The organism is Klebsiella sp. CB_Kp196 (assembly GCF_040061575.1).
GTDB lineage: Bacteria > Pseudomonadota > Gammaproteobacteria > Enterobacterales > Enterobacteriaceae > Klebsiella > Klebsiella michiganensis.
Genome location: NZ_JBEAFH010000031.1, coordinates 133171 through 149390 on the forward strand (window position 1 = coordinate 133171; position 16220 = coordinate 149390).

Annotated in this window: 15 protein-coding genes; 3 read left to right on the forward strand and 12 right to left on the reverse strand. The window is 55.9% G+C overall.

Annotated elements, in window-relative coordinates:
* The first annotated feature begins 209 nt into the window (after positions 1-209).
* From coaE to yacG, 3 genes are read left to right on the forward strand one after another with little or no spacing between them, the layout of a single operon-like run.
* The gene (gene coaE, locus ABLU87_RS05380; protein WP_048262398.1) at positions 210-830 is read left to right on the forward strand and encodes a dephospho-CoA kinase; all 621 of its coding nucleotides are present in this window, start codon (positions 210-212) and stop codon (positions 828-830) included.
* A complete protein-coding gene (gene zapD / locus ABLU87_RS05385; protein WP_122117008.1) occupies positions 830-1573 on the forward strand; it encodes a cell division protein ZapD in 744 nt (247 codons plus the stop codon). Before coaE ends, zapD begins: the two co-directional genes overlap by 1 nt.
* Before the next feature lie 9 nt (positions 1574-1582).
* Positions 1583-1777 (forward strand): DNA gyrase inhibitor YacG, encoded by a 195-nt coding sequence (gene yacG / locus ABLU87_RS05390; RefSeq protein ID WP_004098607.1) that lies wholly within the window; start codon positions 1583-1585, stop codon positions 1775-1777.
* Between the two features lie 56 nt (positions 1778-1833).
* Here yacG and mutT read toward each other — a convergent pair whose 3' ends face one another.
* From mutT to murD, 12 genes are all read right to left on the reverse strand, one after another.
* The gene (mutT, locus tag ABLU87_RS05395) at positions 1834-2235 is read right to left on the reverse strand and encodes an 8-oxo-dGTP diphosphatase MutT (protein WP_046877800.1); all 402 of its coding nucleotides are present in this window, start codon (positions 2233-2235) and stop codon (positions 1834-1836) included.
* Between the two features lie 61 nt (positions 2236-2296).
* Positions 2297-5002 (reverse strand): preprotein translocase subunit SecA, encoded by a 2706-nt coding sequence (gene secA / locus ABLU87_RS05400; protein WP_004098603.1) that lies wholly within the window; start codon positions 5000-5002, stop codon positions 2297-2299.
* Between the two features lie 62 nt (positions 5003-5064).
* Positions 5065-5574 carry a secA translation cis-regulator SecM gene (secM, locus tag ABLU87_RS05405; RefSeq protein WP_014837406.1) on the reverse strand — a complete coding sequence of 170 codons (510 nt, stop codon included), beginning with the start codon at positions 5572-5574 and terminating at the stop codon, positions 5065-5067.
* Between the two features lie 247 nt (positions 5575-5821).
* Complete coding sequence (gene lpxC, locus ABLU87_RS05410; RefSeq protein WP_004098599.1) at positions 5822-6739, reverse strand: UDP-3-O-acyl-N-acetylglucosamine deacetylase; 918 nt, start codon at positions 6737-6739, stop codon at positions 5822-5824.
* Between the two features lie 100 nt (positions 6740-6839).
* Positions 6840-7991: a cell division protein FtsZ gene (ftsZ, locus tag ABLU87_RS05415; protein ID WP_004098597.1), complete on the reverse strand. Its 1152-nt coding sequence runs from the start codon at positions 7989-7991 to the stop codon at positions 6840-6842.
* A gap of 62 nt (positions 7992-8053) precedes the next feature.
* Positions 8054-9310: a cell division protein FtsA gene (gene ftsA / locus ABLU87_RS05420; protein ID WP_004098594.1), complete on the reverse strand. Its 1257-nt coding sequence runs from the start codon at positions 9308-9310 to the stop codon at positions 8054-8056.
* Positions 9307-10140 carry a cell division protein FtsQ gene (gene ftsQ / locus ABLU87_RS05425; RefSeq protein WP_014227923.1) on the reverse strand — a complete coding sequence of 278 codons (834 nt, stop codon included), beginning with the start codon at positions 10138-10140 and terminating at the stop codon, positions 9307-9309. Before ftsQ ends, ftsA begins: the two co-directional genes overlap by 4 nt.
* 1 nt (position 10141) lies before the next feature.
* Positions 10142-11062: a D-alanine--D-alanine ligase gene (locus ABLU87_RS05430; protein ID WP_122117007.1), complete on the reverse strand. Its 921-nt coding sequence runs from the start codon at positions 11060-11062 to the stop codon at positions 10142-10144.
* On the reverse strand, positions 11055-12530 hold the full coding sequence (gene murC, locus ABLU87_RS05435) for a UDP-N-acetylmuramate--L-alanine ligase (RefSeq protein ID WP_014227921.1): 1476 nt from the start codon (positions 12528-12530) through the stop codon (positions 11055-11057). Before murC ends, ABLU87_RS05430 begins: the two co-directional genes overlap by 8 nt.
* Positions 12531-12577: 47 nt before the next feature.
* Positions 12578-13648, reverse strand: coding sequence for an undecaprenyldiphospho-muramoylpentapeptide beta-N-acetylglucosaminyltransferase (murG, locus tag ABLU87_RS05440; protein WP_122117006.1), 1071 nt, complete (start codon positions 13646-13648; stop codon positions 12578-12580).
* Complete coding sequence (ftsW, locus tag ABLU87_RS05445) at positions 13645-14904, reverse strand: cell division protein FtsW (RefSeq protein WP_004098587.1); 1260 nt, start codon at positions 14902-14904, stop codon at positions 13645-13647. Before ftsW ends, murG begins: the two co-directional genes overlap by 4 nt.
* The gene (gene murD, locus ABLU87_RS05450; RefSeq protein ID WP_122117005.1) at positions 14904-16220 is read right to left on the reverse strand and encodes a UDP-N-acetylmuramoyl-L-alanine--D-glutamate ligase; all 1317 of its coding nucleotides are present in this window, start codon (positions 16218-16220) and stop codon (positions 14904-14906) included. Before murD ends, ftsW begins: the two co-directional genes overlap by 1 nt.

Sequence of the window (16220 nt, forward strand, 5' to 3'; positions counted from 1 at the left end):
CCAAAAGCGAATTTGCGATATCCCATCGCAGGCGTATCATTTTTAACCATTTGATTTACATGCGCAAAAAGAACCAGGGTACGTGGTGACAGCCATTTATTGGTTGATATCACGTCGATAAAACCACTGTCGCAGTGGCGTCGTCGCGTCGTAAATCACGGCTCTGTTATTGAAAAATGTGCATGTAGTCAGTTTCAGGATTGAGGTGTATGACATACACGGTAGCGTTAACAGGCGGTATCGGTAGCGGTAAAAGTACCGTAGCCGACGCATTCTCACACCTCGGGGTTAACGTTATTGATGCTGACATTATCGCGCGCCAGGTGGTCGAGCCCGGTACCCCGGGGCTAAACGCGATTGCTCAACGCTTTGGTCCGCAAATCCTGAATAAAGATGGCACCCTTAACCGTCGCGCTCTGCGTGAGCATATTTTCGCTCACGCAGAGGATAAGAACTGGCTAAACGCGCTGCTGCACCCGCAAATTCAGCAGGAAACGCGTCGCCAGATGCAGCTTGCCACCTCGTCTTATATTCTCTGGGTTGTACCTTTACTGGTCGAAAACCGTTTGTCCGCCAAAGCCGATCGGGTTCTTGTTGTCGATGTGCCGAAAGAGACGCAGATAGCGCGCACGATGCTTCGCGATCGGGTCAGTCGGCAACATGCGGAACATATTCTTGCCGCTCAGGCAACGCGCGAGCAGCGCCTTGCCGTTGCGGATGATGTTATTGAAAATATGGGTTCACCTGATGCCATCGCATCAGCTGTCGCCCGCCTGCATGCAAAGTATCAACAGCTGGCAACGCAGGCCGCCTCACAGGAAAAACCGTAATGTCTACCCCTGTTCTATTTGAACATCCGCTTAATGAAAAAATGCGCACCTGGCTGCGTATTGAGTTTTTGCTCCAGCAGCTGACCGTACATCCCGCCATTACCAGCCATGCGGATGCGCTGCATTTTTTCCGCAATATCGGCGACCTTTTAGATGTTTTTGAACGCGGTGAAGTACGTACCGATCTGATGAAAGAGCTGGATCGCCAGCAGAGGAAGCTGCAATCCTGGGCGGAAGTCCCTGGGGTTGATCAGGATCGTATCAACGAACTGCGTCAGCAGCTGAAGCAATCAGGCAGTACGTTAATGTCGGCGCCGCGTATCGGCCAGTACCTGCGAGAGGATCGCCTGATCGCCCTGGTACGCCAACGCCTGAGTATCCCGGGCGGCTGCTGTAGCTTCGATCTTCCGACGCTGCACATCTGGCTGCATATGCCGCAGGAATATCGTGATGAGCAGGTCGGTAAGTGGCTGACCAGCCTGGAACCGTTGACGCAATCGCTGATGCTCATTCTCGATCTCATCCGTAACTCGGCCCCCTTCCGTAAGCAGACCAGCCTGAACGGTTTTTATCAGGACAACGGCGAAGATGCCGATCTGCTGCGTCTGCGTTTGGATCTTGCCAGCCAGCTCTACCCCCAAATATCAGGCCACAAGAGCCGCTTTGCCATCCGCTTTATGCCGCTGGACAGCGAGCACGGCATCGTGCCGGAACGTTTTGATTTTGAACTGGCCTGCTGTTAAGGAGTCGATATGTCAGAAGAGATAACCGTCAACTGCCCAACCTGCGGCAAAATTGTGGTCTGGAATGAGCAGAGCCCGCATCGCCCGTTCTGCTCCAAACGCTGTCAGCTTATCGATTTAGGCGAATGGGCAGCGGAAGAGAAACGTATCCCGAGCAGCAGCGATCTGTCAGATAGCGACGGCTGGAGCGAAGAAAAAGAGTAACGGATTTCGGGCGGGCATGCGCAGGCCCGCCCTGATTTGCCGGATGCAGGCGCACCCTACCCGATCAGAGAACCTTGAATTAACTTCGTAATGACGGGTTCGTTTGCCGGCGGAAAATCCTCAGCAACGAGCGCGCTCTGCGCAATCCAGCGGCCCGGCTGCCCTTCTTTCCCCCACGGCTCGCCTTCCCAGCTGTTCACCAGCCAGAACCATAGCGTGATATGGCGATCGGGAAACTGATACTCCAGCTTATCAAACAGGCTGTAAGCTTTGGCTGTAATGCCGACCTCTTCCTGCAGCTCGCGTACTAAGGCCTGTTCGGACGACTCGCCCTCTTCAATTTTACCGCCCGGGAATTCAAGCTTGTTCGCCATATGCGCATCGGCGGCTCGCTGAGTGATAAAAATCTCCCCTTGCGAATTACGGATAATACCCACTGAAATTTGCAGCGTTTTCATTGTCTTCATTCCATAAAAAAGGCGCAGATATCTGCGCCCTGGTATTCAATATTGTAAAAGCTTAGCTCAGGCGACCGTGGCACTGCTTGTATTTTTTGCCAGAACCGCACGGGCAAGGATCGTTACGACCCACTTTGCGCTCGCCGGTTTGTTCAGCCAGCGCGGCCGCGGCTGCGCTATCATCGTCCTGATGGCTCAGCTGCTGCATCTGCGCCAGACGCTCAGCTTCTTCACGACGCTGCTGCTCCATCGCTTCAACCTCTTCCGGCATCCGCACCTGAACTTTGCTCAGGGTACTGATCACTTCATATTTCAGGGATTCCAGCATTGAAGCGAACATGGAGAAAGATTCACGCTTATATTCCTGCTTCGGATCTTTCTGCGCATAGCCGCGCAGGTGGATACCCTGACGCAGGTAGTCCATCGCCGCCAGGTGCTCTTTCCACAGGGAGTCCAGCGTTTGCAGCATGACGCCTTTTTCAAAGTGACGCATCATCTCAGCGCCAACCACTTCTTCCTTACGCTGATAGGTTTCAATAGCGCTCTGCAGAATGCGCTCACGCAGCGTTTCTTCATGAAGCTCCGGCTCTTTATCCAGCCACTCTTTGAGCGGCAGCTCGAGGTCGAAGTCATTTTTCAGACGCTCCTGCAGGCCTTCAATATCCCACATCTCTTCCAGCGACTGCGGAGGAATATGGGCATCGATGGTCGCTTTAAATACGTCTTCACGAATGCTGTTAATCGTCTCGCTCACGTCGGTCACGTCGAGCAGCTCATTACGCTGGGTGTAAATAGCGCGACGCTGATCGTTAGCCACATCGTCATATTCCAGCAGCTGCTTACGAATATCGAAGTTGCGGCTCTCGACTTTACGCTGCGCGTTGGCAATCGCTTTCGTCACCCACGGATGCTCGATAGCCTCACCCGGCTTCATACCCAGTTTACGCATCATGCCGGACACGCGGTCAGACGCGAAGATACGCATCAGGGCATCTTCCATCGACAGATAGAAACGGGAAGAACCGGCGTCCCCCTGACGGCCTGAACGACCGCGGAGCTGGTTATCAATACGGCGGGATTCATGGCGTTCGGTGCCGATGATATGCAGACCGCCCGCAGCCAGTACCGCATCGTGACGAACCTGCCAGTCGGCTTTGATCTGCGCAATCTGTTCCGGAGTCGGGTCTTCCAGCTGGGCGACCTCGGCCTGCCAGCTACCGCCAAGCATAATGTCGGTACCACGGCCGGCCATGTTGGTTGCAATGGTTACCGCAGACGGATAGCCCGCCTGCGCAACGATGTCCGCTTCGCTGGCGTGGAATTTCGCGTTCAGCACGTTGTGCTTGATGCCCGCCTTCGTTAATTCATTAGAGACCACTTCTGATTTTTCGATAGAAATGGTACCCACCAGCACCGGCTGGCCCGCGGCGGTACGCTGCTTAATATCTTCGATAATGGCCTGAATTTTTTCCGCTTCGGTCATATAGACCAGGTCCGCCATGTCTTTACGAATCATCGGACGGTTGGTCGGAACCACAACGGTATCCAGCTTATAGATTGAGCTAAATTCAAACGCTTCGGTATCGGCGGTACCGGTCATCCCTGCCAGCTTCTCGTACAGGCGGAAATAGTTCTGGAAGGTAATTGAAGCCAGCGTCTGGTTCTCGTTCTGAATATCAACGCCTTCTTTAGCTTCAACGGCCTGGTGCAGGCCATCGGACCAGCGGCGCCCCTGCATCGTACGGCCGGTGTGTTCGTCGACGATGATCACTTCGCCATCTTTCACGATGTAATCAACATCGCGGGTGAACAGCACATGCGCGCGCAGCGCGGCGGTCACGTGGTGCATCAGCATGATATTGGTCGGTGAGTACAGCGACTCGCCTTCCTCCATAATACCTTCATTCACCAGCAGCTCTTCAATCAACACCAGGCCGCGTTCGGTCAGGTTTACCTGACGCGCTTTCTCATCGACGGAGAAGTGCCCTTCGCCGGTAAAGGTTTCGGAGTCTTCTTTATCCTGACGCACCAGGTGCGGAATGATCTTGTTCACCTTCTTATACATTTCCGAGCTGTCTTCAGCCGGGCCGGAAATAATAAGCGGGGTACGCGCTTCATCGATCAGAATGGAGTCGACTTCATCCACCAGCGCATAGTGCAGCTTGCGCTGTACGCGCTCTTCAGGACTGAAGGCCATATTGTCGCGCAGATAGTCAAAGCCGTATTCGTTGTTGGTACCGTAAGTAATATCGGCTGCGTAGGCTTCACGCTTGGCCGGCGCAGGCAGGCCGGACATGTTAATGCCAACGGTCATCCCCAGGAATTCAAACAGCGGGCGGTTGTTCTCGGCATCACGCTGCGCCAGATAGTCGTTGACGGTCACCACGTGAACGCCTTTACCGGTCAGCGCATTCAGATAGGCAGGCAGAGTTGCGGTCAGCGTTTTACCTTCACCGGTACGCATTTCTGCAATACAGCGATCGTTGAGAACCATGCCGCCCAGCAGCTGAACGTCAAAGTGACGCATGCCGAAGACGCGTTTACTGGCTTCACGCACGACGGCAAAGGCTTCCGGGATCAGGCTCTCCAGGGCTTCGCCTTTTTCCAGGCGAGCGCGGAACTCAGCGGTTTTCCCTTTCAGTTCGTCGTCGGACAGTTTTTCCATGGACGGTTCCATGGCGTTGATCACGTTGACGGCTTTGCGCATACGACGCAGCGTACGGTCGTTACGGCTACCGAATACTTTAGTTAATAATTTGATTAGCATAATAAAATCTCAAACGCCCCGCGGTGCGGAGTCACAAAAAAATAGAATGGTCCGTTTTTGGTTTAGCTGAGACGTTGAGGCCCTGCGCGTATGCCGGCCACCTGGCTAATCCAGGTACAGACGCGAAACGCGCAGTGGGAAATAGAGGGGTTATATGCCGCCAGATGAACAATGGCCGGAGGTTTACTCTCCTGCGTCAACAGCGCGCTAAGCGTGTCGAGAAGGGCCAGATGCTGCGCCTGAAGCGGTGAAGACTCTTCCGCTACCGGCAGCGCCTGCGGGGCCATCGCAAAAGAGAGGTGGCGAATGACCGTACGAATGGCGTGCTGATGCCAGTAATCAACCGTGAAATTGGGCCGACGACTGGAAGATTCCAGCAGCGCTAGCTGAGAAAAATTAACTTTAGCAGGATTATGGTTGCTGGACGTTGTTTTAGCGGGCGACGCGGTCTCATGCTCATGACCATTGCTAAGCGCAGGCAGGCCGAGGCTAGCCGCGACCATCCCCAACAGGAGATGCGGCCAGAAATACCGTCTGCCAAACTGTCGCCAGCGCGTCAGCAATCCACTCACTTACGTTACCTTTTGTTGGTAGCAACCCTAAGAAATATTTTGCGTCCAAATACTAACATTAATACGCCGTCACGGCAGCAGGAATGAGGTCTCAGGCGGGGGAAAAACGTTTAAAAAAGGAACGAACGCGCAAAAAATGCAGTTAAAAATCAAAGCAGGACGCAGCGGGAATATAAAAAAGAAAACGACTGGCTCCCTGGCCGGAGAGAGTACCAGGTTACCAGTCGAATTTACTGCCGGGTCTGACTTATGCCAGAACCAGCGTCGGGGCGCGGAACGCCAGCGGCATTTCTGCGTCGTCCTCGAAGGTCACATACTCCCAGGCTTCCTGTTTTGCCAGAACAGCCTGCAGCAGTTTGTTATTCAACGCGTGACCGGATTTGTACGCCGTAAATGCGCCGATAATATTGTGACCACACATAAAGAGGTCGCCAATGGCATCCAGCATTTTGTGACGGACAAACTCATCTTCAAAGCGCAAACCGTCTTCGTTCAGTACGCGATAATCGTCAACAACGATGGCACAATCGAAGCTGCCGCCCAGGCACAGGCCGCGGGACTGCAGATATTCGATATCACGCATAAAACCGAAGGTACGCGCGCGGCTAATCTGGCGCATAAACGCATCAGCCGAGAAGTTCATTGCGTAGCGCTGGCTGCTGGAGTCAATCGCCGGATGGTTAAAATCAATGGTGAAGTCCAGTGAAAAACCATTATACGGTTTGAATTCGGCCCATTTATCGCCATCTTCAACGCGAACTGTCTCTTTGATACGCACAAATTTCTTAGCGCAGTTCAGTTCATCGATGCCGGCATCCAGCAACAGATAAACGAACGGAGCCGCACTACCGTCCATAATTGGGACTTCCGGCGCATCGACTTCAATAATAATGTTGTCGATACCCAAGCCAGCCAGCGCGGCATTGAGGTGCTCAACCGTCGATATCCGCACGTCATGCTCATTGACCAGGCAAGTACAGAGCATGGTATCACGCACAGATTTGGCATCAGCCGGAAAATCAACCGGTGGATTCAAGTCGGTGCGACGATAGATGACCCCGGTATTTGCCGGCGCAGGGCGTAACGTCAGGGTGACTTTCTTGCCGGTATGCAAACCGACGCCAGTCGCCTGAACGATACGTTTAAGAGTCCTTTGTTTGATCATCGTATAATCTCGCCAAGTTACCTATCCAACCGAAGTGTACTATACATTCGGCAGGCCAGTTTAGCACAAAGAGCGCAGATGCCCAACTTCCAGCCAATTCTTAATCGGCTTGCTTACGCAGGAAGGCTGGAATATCCAGATAATCTGGCTCTTTCGCGGCCTGCGGCGTATTGTCGTTGACCACTTTTGCGGCCGGTTTCTGCTCTTGCGTCAGTGGAGACATACCGTGCTGCTGGTAACGATCCATCACCGGCTGCTGCACCTGTTTGTTGGTGACCAGGGTGATTTCCGGACGTTTGTCCATACCGATACCGGTAGCAACGACGGTTACGCGCAGCTCGTCGTTCATATCCGGGTCCAGAGAGGTACCGATAACCACGGTGGCGTTATCCGAAGCAAATGCGCGGATAGTGTTACCTACGGTCTCGAACTCATCCAGACGCAGGTCGAAGCCCGCAGTGATGTTGACCAGAACGCCACGCGCGCCGGACAGATCGATATCTTCCAGCAGCGGAGAAGAGATAGCCATTTCAGCCGCTTCTTCCGCACGGTCTTCACCGCTCGCCACGCCGGAGCCCATCATGGCGTAGCCCATTTCAGACATCACGGTACGCACGTCCGCAAAGTCGACGTTCATCAGGCCTGGGCGGGTGATCAGCTCAGCGATACCCTGCACCGCGCCTTTCAGCACGTCGTTGGCCGCACCGAAAGCGTCGAGCAGAGAAATGCCGCGGCCGAGAACCTTCAGCAGCTTGTCGTTCGGGATGGTGATCAGCGAATCCACATGCTTGGACAGCTCGGTGATGCCCTGCTCAGCGAACGCCATGCGCTTCTTGCCTTCAAAATTGAACGGCTTAGTCACCACGGCAACGGTCAGGATACCTAAATCTTTTGCAACTTCAGCCACCACTGGCGCAGCACCGGTTCCGGTACCGCCGCCCATACCGGCTGCGATAAACACCATATCGGCGCCGTCAAGGGCGGCACGCAGCGCTTCACGGTCTTCATCCGCCGCGTTACGGCCGACTTCCGGGTTTGCGCCTGCGCCCAGACCTTTGGTAATACCGCTACCGATCTGGATAGTCTGGCCAACAGCCGTTTTGCGCAGAGCCTGCGCGTCGGTGTTCACCGCGAAAAATTCAACACCCTCAATGCGCTCGCGCACCATGTGCTCAACGGCGTTACCGCCGCCGCCGCCGACGCCGATGACTTTAATCACCGCGTCGTTGGTCAGTTCCATAGGTTCAAACATAATTTCTCTCTCCGTTGTGCCTGTCGCCTGAGAACGCTAATTTTCTGCGTTCTCTTAAAAAATTAAAACTCTTTTCGCAACCAACTGTTGAGTCGTTTGATCCACGACCCGACCGTTACGCGTTTTTCCACCTCTGCTTCACCACTGAGATGAGATTCCTTCCCGTAGTGCAGCAGCCCAACCGCCGTCGAGTAATACGGCTCCTGGGCATAATCCGTTAATCCGGTAATATTCAGCGGCGCGCCAATTCTCACCTGCGTATGGAATACGCGCTGCGCACAGGCGGCAAGTCCTTCAATTTGCGCCGCACCGCCGGTTAATACAATGCCAGCCGCCAGGTGGTGCTTCACACCTTGTTGACGGAGCTGTTCCTGCAGCTGCAGGATCTCTTCATTCACCAGGTTGAGCAATTCGGTATAACGTGGCTCAATCACCTCGGCCAGCGTCTGACGCTGCAGACTACGAGGCGGACGCCCGCCCACGCTGGGGACTTCCACGTTCTCGTCTTTACCAACGATGGAACCCAGCGCACAGCCGTGACGCACTTTAATGGCTTCTGCGTCGCTCGGCGGCGTACCGAAAGCGTAGGCAATATCGCTGGTCACCACGTTGCCCGCGTACGGGATCACTTTGGTATGACGCAGCGCGCCGCCGGTATAGACCGCAATATCCATTGTACCACCGCCGATATCCACCACGCAGACACCCAGTTCACGTTCGTCTTCCGTTAATACGGAATAGCTGGCGGCTAAACCGGCGAAAATAAGCTGGTCGACTTTCAGACCGCAACGCTCCACCGCTTTGACAATATTTTTTGCCATATCGTTATGGCAGGTAATCAAATGCACTTTCGCCTGCATGCGTACGCCAGACAGTCCTACGGGGTTTTTAATCCCCTCCTGGTAGTCGATGGCGTACTCCTGCGGGATAACGTGCAGAACGCGATGCTCGTCGCGCACGCGAACCGATTTCGCGGTATGTACCACGTTCTCTACGTCGTCCTGCGTCACTTCTTCTTCAGAAATCGGCACCATACCGATTTCATTTTGACAGCTGATATGTTTGCCTGAAAGCGCCAGATAGACTGACGAGATCTGGCAATCCGCCATCAGTTCGGCCTGGTCAATGGCGCGCTGTACGCATTTCACCACGGATTCCAGGTCGTTCACTCCGCCTTTATCCATACCACGCGATGGGCAACTGCCCACGCCAATGATATTAATCATACCGTCGGGCAGAACTTCCCCTACTAAAGCGGCAACCTTAGCGGTGCCAATCTCCAGTCCAACTACCAGTTTTCTGTCCGTCGCCTTGATCATTGTTGTTCTGCCTGTGCCTGATTCTGTTGTTGTTGAGTTTCCTCTACAGGAGCCGGTACCCAACCGACTGCCGCTCCCGAGTCATAACGCAAATCAACGTAGCTTATCCGTTTGCCGTCGGTCTGCGCCTGCTGCTGAAGAACCGGGTAGAGTTCCATAAAGCGCTGAAGCCGTTTCATGGTGTCACCCCGGCCAAGGTTGAGCTTAATGTCGTTATTAAGCGTCAACTGCCAGGAGCGACGCGCGGTCATTGCCGCTACTTTCAACGTGAATTTATCCTTTGCCAGCACCTGCCCCATGTCGCGGTATCCCTGAAGGACTTCGTTCTCACTGCCTTCCGGGCCGTACAACATCGGTAAATTCTGTTTACTGGTGCGATCTGACGGCACGCTGAAAGAATTTCCGTCCACGTCTACCATATGCTGATCATTCCAGCGCGCTATCGGCACATATTCAACCAGATGAATCTTCAATTCGTCCGGCCACTGCTTTCTGACGCTCGCCTGCTTAATCCACGGCAGACGTTCAATCTGGCTTTGAATAATGTTGACGTCCTGCGTCATAAAGGTGCCCGGCGACCCTAATGCCAGAATCGCCTGACGGATATCATCGTTGCGCGTGTAGTGACGCTCACCGGTGACCACCATCTTTGACAGCGGTAATCGCTGTGCATCTTCCATCCAGCCCAGAACCATCCATCCGCTGACCAGCACGGTACAGAGCACCGCCAGCAGGAAGAAGATACCCGCCAGACGAGAGCCATTACTTCGACGCGAAGAGGTTTCGTCTTCCTCTTCGTGGTTCCGCGTATTCAGCGCAGCCTGCGACATATCACCCCGCCAGGTCCAGAATTCGTACAACAAGCTGCGAGAAGCTCATCCCTGCCTGACGCGCCGCCATGGGCACCAGGCTATGGCTGGTCATGCCAGGAGAGGTGTTTGCTTCCAGCAGATAAAACTGGCCATCGCTGTCCAGCATCACATCAATTCGCCCCCAGCCGTAACAGCCAAGACTATCCCAGGCTTTTTGCACCAGAGCCTGGATTTCTGCCTCGCGCGCGGAATCTTCCAGGCCAGGGCAGAAATATTGCGTTTCATCAGAGAGATACTTTGCTTCATAATCATAGAAGGTTCCAGCCGCCTGGATACGTATTGACGGTAAAATTTCTTCTCCGACGATAGCGACGGTAAATTCCGGCCCACTGAGCCATTTTTCAATCAGAACTTCGTCATCATGCTGAAAAGCCAGCGTCAATGCATTTTGTAATGCACAACTTTCGCTGACTTTGGACATACCGACGCTGGAGCCTTCGCGACTGGGTTTAACAATCAACGGCAGTCCGAGGGCGGAAATCTGCTGTTCTACCTCAGCGGAAAGCCCCGCGGTAAACTGTTTACGCGTTAGCGCAACCCACGGCGCAACCGGCAGCCCGGCGCCCTGCCACAGCAGTTTGCTGCGCAGCTTATCCATTGAGATAGCGGAAGCCATCACGCCGCTGCCGGTATAGGGGAGTTGAATCAGCTCCAGCAGCCCCTGCAACGTACCATCTTCACCGCCGCGACCGTGCAAGGCAATAAACGCTTTCTGAAAACCCATATTTTTCAATTGGGTAATATCCACGTCGCGCGGGTCGACCGGGTGCGCATCGACCCCGGCTTCACGCAGGCCGGCGAGCACCGCCGAACCTGAATTGAGAGAGACTTCGCGTTCAGCGGAGGTTCCGCCAAAGAGGACCGCGATTTTATCAGCCATGGCGCTCCTCCTGCGATTTTTGCGGCTGCAATTTGATTTCCGCCAGGTGACGGGCGATTTTACCAATATTTCCCGCCCCCTGAACCAGCACCAGATCGTTGCCGGTCAATACTGAAGCCAGCATCTCTGCCGCCTGCGCCGGGTCGGAAACCAGAATCGGGTCGACTTTACCGCGGCCGCGAATCGTACGGCACAGCGAGCGGCTGTCGGCGCCAGGAATAGCGGCTTCGCCCGCGGAATAAACGTCCAGCATCAGCAGCGCGTCAACCTGGGTCAGCACGTTGGCGAAATCATCGTACAGATCGCGCGTACGGGTAAAACGGTGCGGCTGAAACAGCATCACCAGGTTTTTATCCGGCCAGCCCGCCCGCGCAGCTTTGATGGTGGCATCCACTTCCGTAGGATGATGACCATAATCATCGATCAGCATCGCGGTACCCTCTTTACCGTTAACTTCAGCTAAGGGGTATTCGCCAAGGAAATCAAAGCGACGGCCGGTGCCCTGGAAGCTTTCCAGCGCGCGCAAAATAGCGTCATCATCAATGCCCTCTTCCGTCGCAACGGCCACCGCCGCCGCCGCGTTCAGCGCGTTGTGGCGACCCGGCGCGTTCAGCGTCACCTGAATGACCTCTTTATCCTGGCGAACCAGACGGAAATGGCCCTGAGCGCCAACCTGACGATACTCTTCCACGCGAACGTCGGCATCATCGCTAAATCCGTAGGTGGTGAGCTGGCGGCCAACGCGCGGCAGCAGTTCACGAATCACCGGATCGTCCACGCACATCACCGCGCGTCCGTAGAACGGCAGATTGTGCAGGAAGTTAATAAACGTCTGCTTCAGGTTTTCGAAGTCGCCGTGGTAGGTATCCATATGATCGGCTTCGATATTGGTTACGATAGCGACCATCGGCTGTAAATGCAGGAACGAGGCGTCGCTTTCGTCCGCTTCGGCAATCAGGTAACGACTATGGCCAAGGCGCGCGTGCACGCCAGCGGCTTTGACCAGACCACCGTTCACGAAGGTAGGATCCAGCCCGGCTTCAGCGTAAATGCTCGAGACCATCGCCGTGGTTGTGGTCTTTCCGTGCGTGCCGGCAATGGCAATGCCGTGGCGAAAACGCATCAGCTCCGCCAGCATCTCGGCGCGGCGAATAACCGGAATACGCGCTTCGTGGGCGGCGACGATTTCCGGGTTATCCGCAGAAATCGCGCTGGAAACCACGACAACGCTCGCATCGCGCACGTTTTCAGGGCGATGGTTGAAATAAATCGTGGCGCCAAGCTGAGTCAACTGCTGGGTCACCGGATTCGGCGCCAGGTCGGAGCCGCTAATCTGATAACCTTCGTTGGCCAGAACTTCGGCAATACCGCCCATGCCGGCACCGCCAATGCCAACAAAGTGAATGTGCCGGACGCGACGCATCTCGGGCACGATAGAACGCAGTTTTGCCAGATCTTGTGTATTCATTCTTTACGCCATCAACTTCTTTATTCGGACGGTGATCATCACCGCGATTAACGCGCCAGTGCTGCGGCGCTCACTTCTTCTGCTACCCGTTCGGTCGCGTCCGGAATCGAGGCTCTGCGCGCTCGCTCCGCCATATCCAGCAGCGTCTCGCGATCCCAACCCGCCAGGGTTTGCGCAACGGCCTCCACGGTAAACTGCGGCTGCTCAAGGATCTTCGCTGCCCCTGCCTTCTCTAACGGCAGCGCATTCCAGTACTGCTGACGATCTTTGTGCTGAAAAGGCACAAACAGCGCCGGTAAACCCGCGGCGGCAATTTCGCTCACCGTCAGCGCCCCGGAACGACATACGACAACATCGGCCCAGGCATAAGCCGCCGCCATGTCGTCAATAAATTCGGTGACTTTGTGCTGCGGCTGGCCGGCGTCGGAATAAGCCTGCTGTACGCTCTCCTGGCCCCCTTTACCGCTCTGGTGCCAGATGGTGACAGCAGAACCCAGCTTCGCCGCCACCTGCGGCATCGTCTGATTGAGCACGCGCGCGCCCTGCGAGCCGCCGACGACCAATACGCGAATCGGCCCCTGACGCCCGACTAACCGCTGTTCCGGCAGCGGCAGCGCCAGCACATCGGTACGAACCGGGTTGCCAACAACGTCGGCATGCGGGAAAGCGCCGGGAAATGCCTGCATGACCTTTTTGGCAATTTTCGCCAGCCATTTATTCGTCAGGCCGGCAATCCCGTTCTGTTCATGCAGGACAACCGGGATCCCCAGCGACCATGCCGCCAGACCGCCGGGTCCGGAAACATAGCCGCCCATGCCCAGCACCACGTCCGGCTGAAAACGCTGCATAATCGCTCGCGCCTGACGCCAGGCGTTGAAAATACGCACCGGCGCCAGCAGCTGCGCCTTCAGGCCCTTGCCGCGCAGGCCGGATATCTGAATGAAATCAATTTCAATGCCGTGCTTCGGCACTAAATCCGCTTCCATACGATCCGCGGTACCCAGCCAGCGGACCTGCCAGCCCTGGTCCATTAAATGGTGCGCAACCGCCAGTCCCGGGAACACGTGTCCGCCGGTACCGCCTGCCATCACCATTAAGCGCTTTTCCTGACCGCTCATCGAACACCCCGTGTAAACGCCTGGGCTTTTTCCAGACGCGTTTCATAATCAATTCGTAACAGCAACATGATCGCCGTCGACATAATCAGCAGGCTCGAACCGCCGTAACTGATCAGCGGCAGCGTCAGGCCTTTGGTTGGCAGCATCCCCGCCGCCGCGCCGACGTTAACCAGCGCCTGAAAGCTAAACCAGATCCCAATGGCGCAGGCCAGAAATCCGGAGAAACGGTGGTCAATCTCCAGCGCTTTGCGGCCAATGGACATGGCGCGAAAAGCGACGAAGAATACCATTAAAAGTGCGAGTACCACACCGATATAACCGAGCTCTTCACCTATAATGGCGAAGATGAAATCGGTGTGCGCCTCGGGCAAATACTCCAGCTTCTGGACCGAATTGCCCAGGCCCTGCCCCCACATTTCGCCGCGACCAAAGGCCATCAGCGACTGGGTTAGCTGGTAGCCGCTGCCGAACGGATCTTCCCACGGGTTCCAGAAAGAGGTCACGCGGCGGATACGGTACGGTTCAGCCAGAATCAGTAGTACGACCGCCGAAAGCCCCATCCCGATAATGGCGATAAACTGCCACAGCTTGGCTCCCGCCAGGAACAGCATGGCCAGGGTGGTCACAAACAGCACGACGACGGTACCGAGGTCAGGCTGCGCCAGCAGTAAAATCGCCAGTACGAAAATCACGCCCATCGGCTTTAAGAAGCCGCGCAGGTTGTTACGCACTTCGTCGCCTTTACGCACGAGGTAGTTGGCGATGTAGCAGAACAGCGACAGCTTGGTAAACTCCGCAGGCTGGATACGCAGCGGCCCCAGCGCAATCCAGCGCGACGCCCCGTTAACCGAGCTACCGACCACCAGAACAATCAGCAGCATGACGATAGAGGCGATCAGCATCGCGGTACTGTGGCGCTGCCAGAACTCCATCGGCAGGCGCAGCGTCACCATCGCCAGCCCTAGCGCCAGCAGAATGTATAAGCCATCGCGCTTGGCAAACAGAAACGGATCGTTCGCCAGACGCTGGCCTACCGGCATCGACGCCGAGGTCACCATGATGAAGCCGATTGCAGCCAGGCCAAAGGTCAGCCACAGCAGCATCCGGTCATACATCACCAGGCTATCGGTATCTTTTTGCCGCGAGCCCATCACCCAGCCTTTCAGCGCGGCGAACAGCCATGCGAAAATAAACATTCCCGGCAGACGCGGCAGTCTCAGCCGTGGCATTTTCAGGCGCGGGAGTGATAAACGCATCAACCTAACTCCTTCGCCAGGCGAGCAAAGATGTCGCCGCGTTGTTCAAAGTTTTTAAACTGATCGAGGCTGGCGCACGCGGGAGACAGCAGCACCATATCGCCCGCGACAACCTGCGGCGCAATCTGGCGCATCGCCTGCTCCATGGTTTCCGTTTGCACGGCGACTTCCGGGCGAAGAGCCGCCAGCTGCGCGCCGTCGCGGCCGAAGCAGTACAGGCGAACGTTGTCGCCGGTCAGGTAACGGCTTAACGGCGTGAAATCAGCGGATTTCCCATCGCCGCCCAGCAGCAGATAGAGCGTTCCATCAAGATGCAGCCCATTGAGCGCCGCTTCGGTACTGCCGACGTTGGTGGCTTTAGAATCGTTGATCCAGCGCACGCCGTTGTGCTCCAGCACCAGCTGGAAACGATGCGCCAGCCCGGTGAATGTGGTCAGCGCTTTCAGGCTGCTGGCGCGCGGCAGACCCACCGCGTCCGCCAGAGCCAGGGCCGCAAGCGCGTTACTGTAGTTATGCTGGCCGCTAATCTTCATCTCTTTGACGTTGAGCACTTTCTCGCCTTTGACGCGCAGCCAGGTTTCTCCCTGCTGGCGGTTCAGGTGATAGTCGCCAACGTCAACGCCGAAGCTGATGCAGCGATCGTCAGCGCCGCGTACCGGCATGGTTAACGCATCGTCGGCATTGACGATACAGGCCCGCGCATTCTCATAAACGCGCAGTTTGGCGGCGCGATACTGCTGAAGCCCCAGCGGATAGCGGTCCATATGATCTTCGGTGACGTTAAGGATCGTCGCCGCGGCCGCCCGCAGGCTGGAGGTGGTTTCCAGCTGGAAGCTGGAAAGCTCCAGGACATAGAGTTCGCGCTCAGCATCCAGCAGCATCAGCGCCGGCAGGCCAATATTGCCCCCGACGCCAACGTTCAACCCCGCCGCTTTCGCCATTTCTCCCACAAGGGAAGTCACGGTGCTTTTACCGTTGGAACCGGTGATCGCAATAATCGGCGCCTGCGCCTCGCGGCAGAACAGTTCAATATCGCCGACTATTTCTACCCCCGCATCCGCCGCGGCGCTCAGGGAAGGATGCGCCAGCGCGATGCCAGGGCTGGCAACAATCAGGTCCGCCGTCAACAGCCAGTCTTCGTTCAGACCGCCGACATAGCGCTCAACGGCTTCCGGCAGCTTATCCAGCCCCGCCGGAGCAACGCGGGTATCCATCACCCGCGGCGTCACGCCGCGAGCCATGAAAAAGTCCACGCATGACAGGCCGGTCATACCCAGCCCAATAATGACGACTTTTTTACCCTGATAATCTGCCAT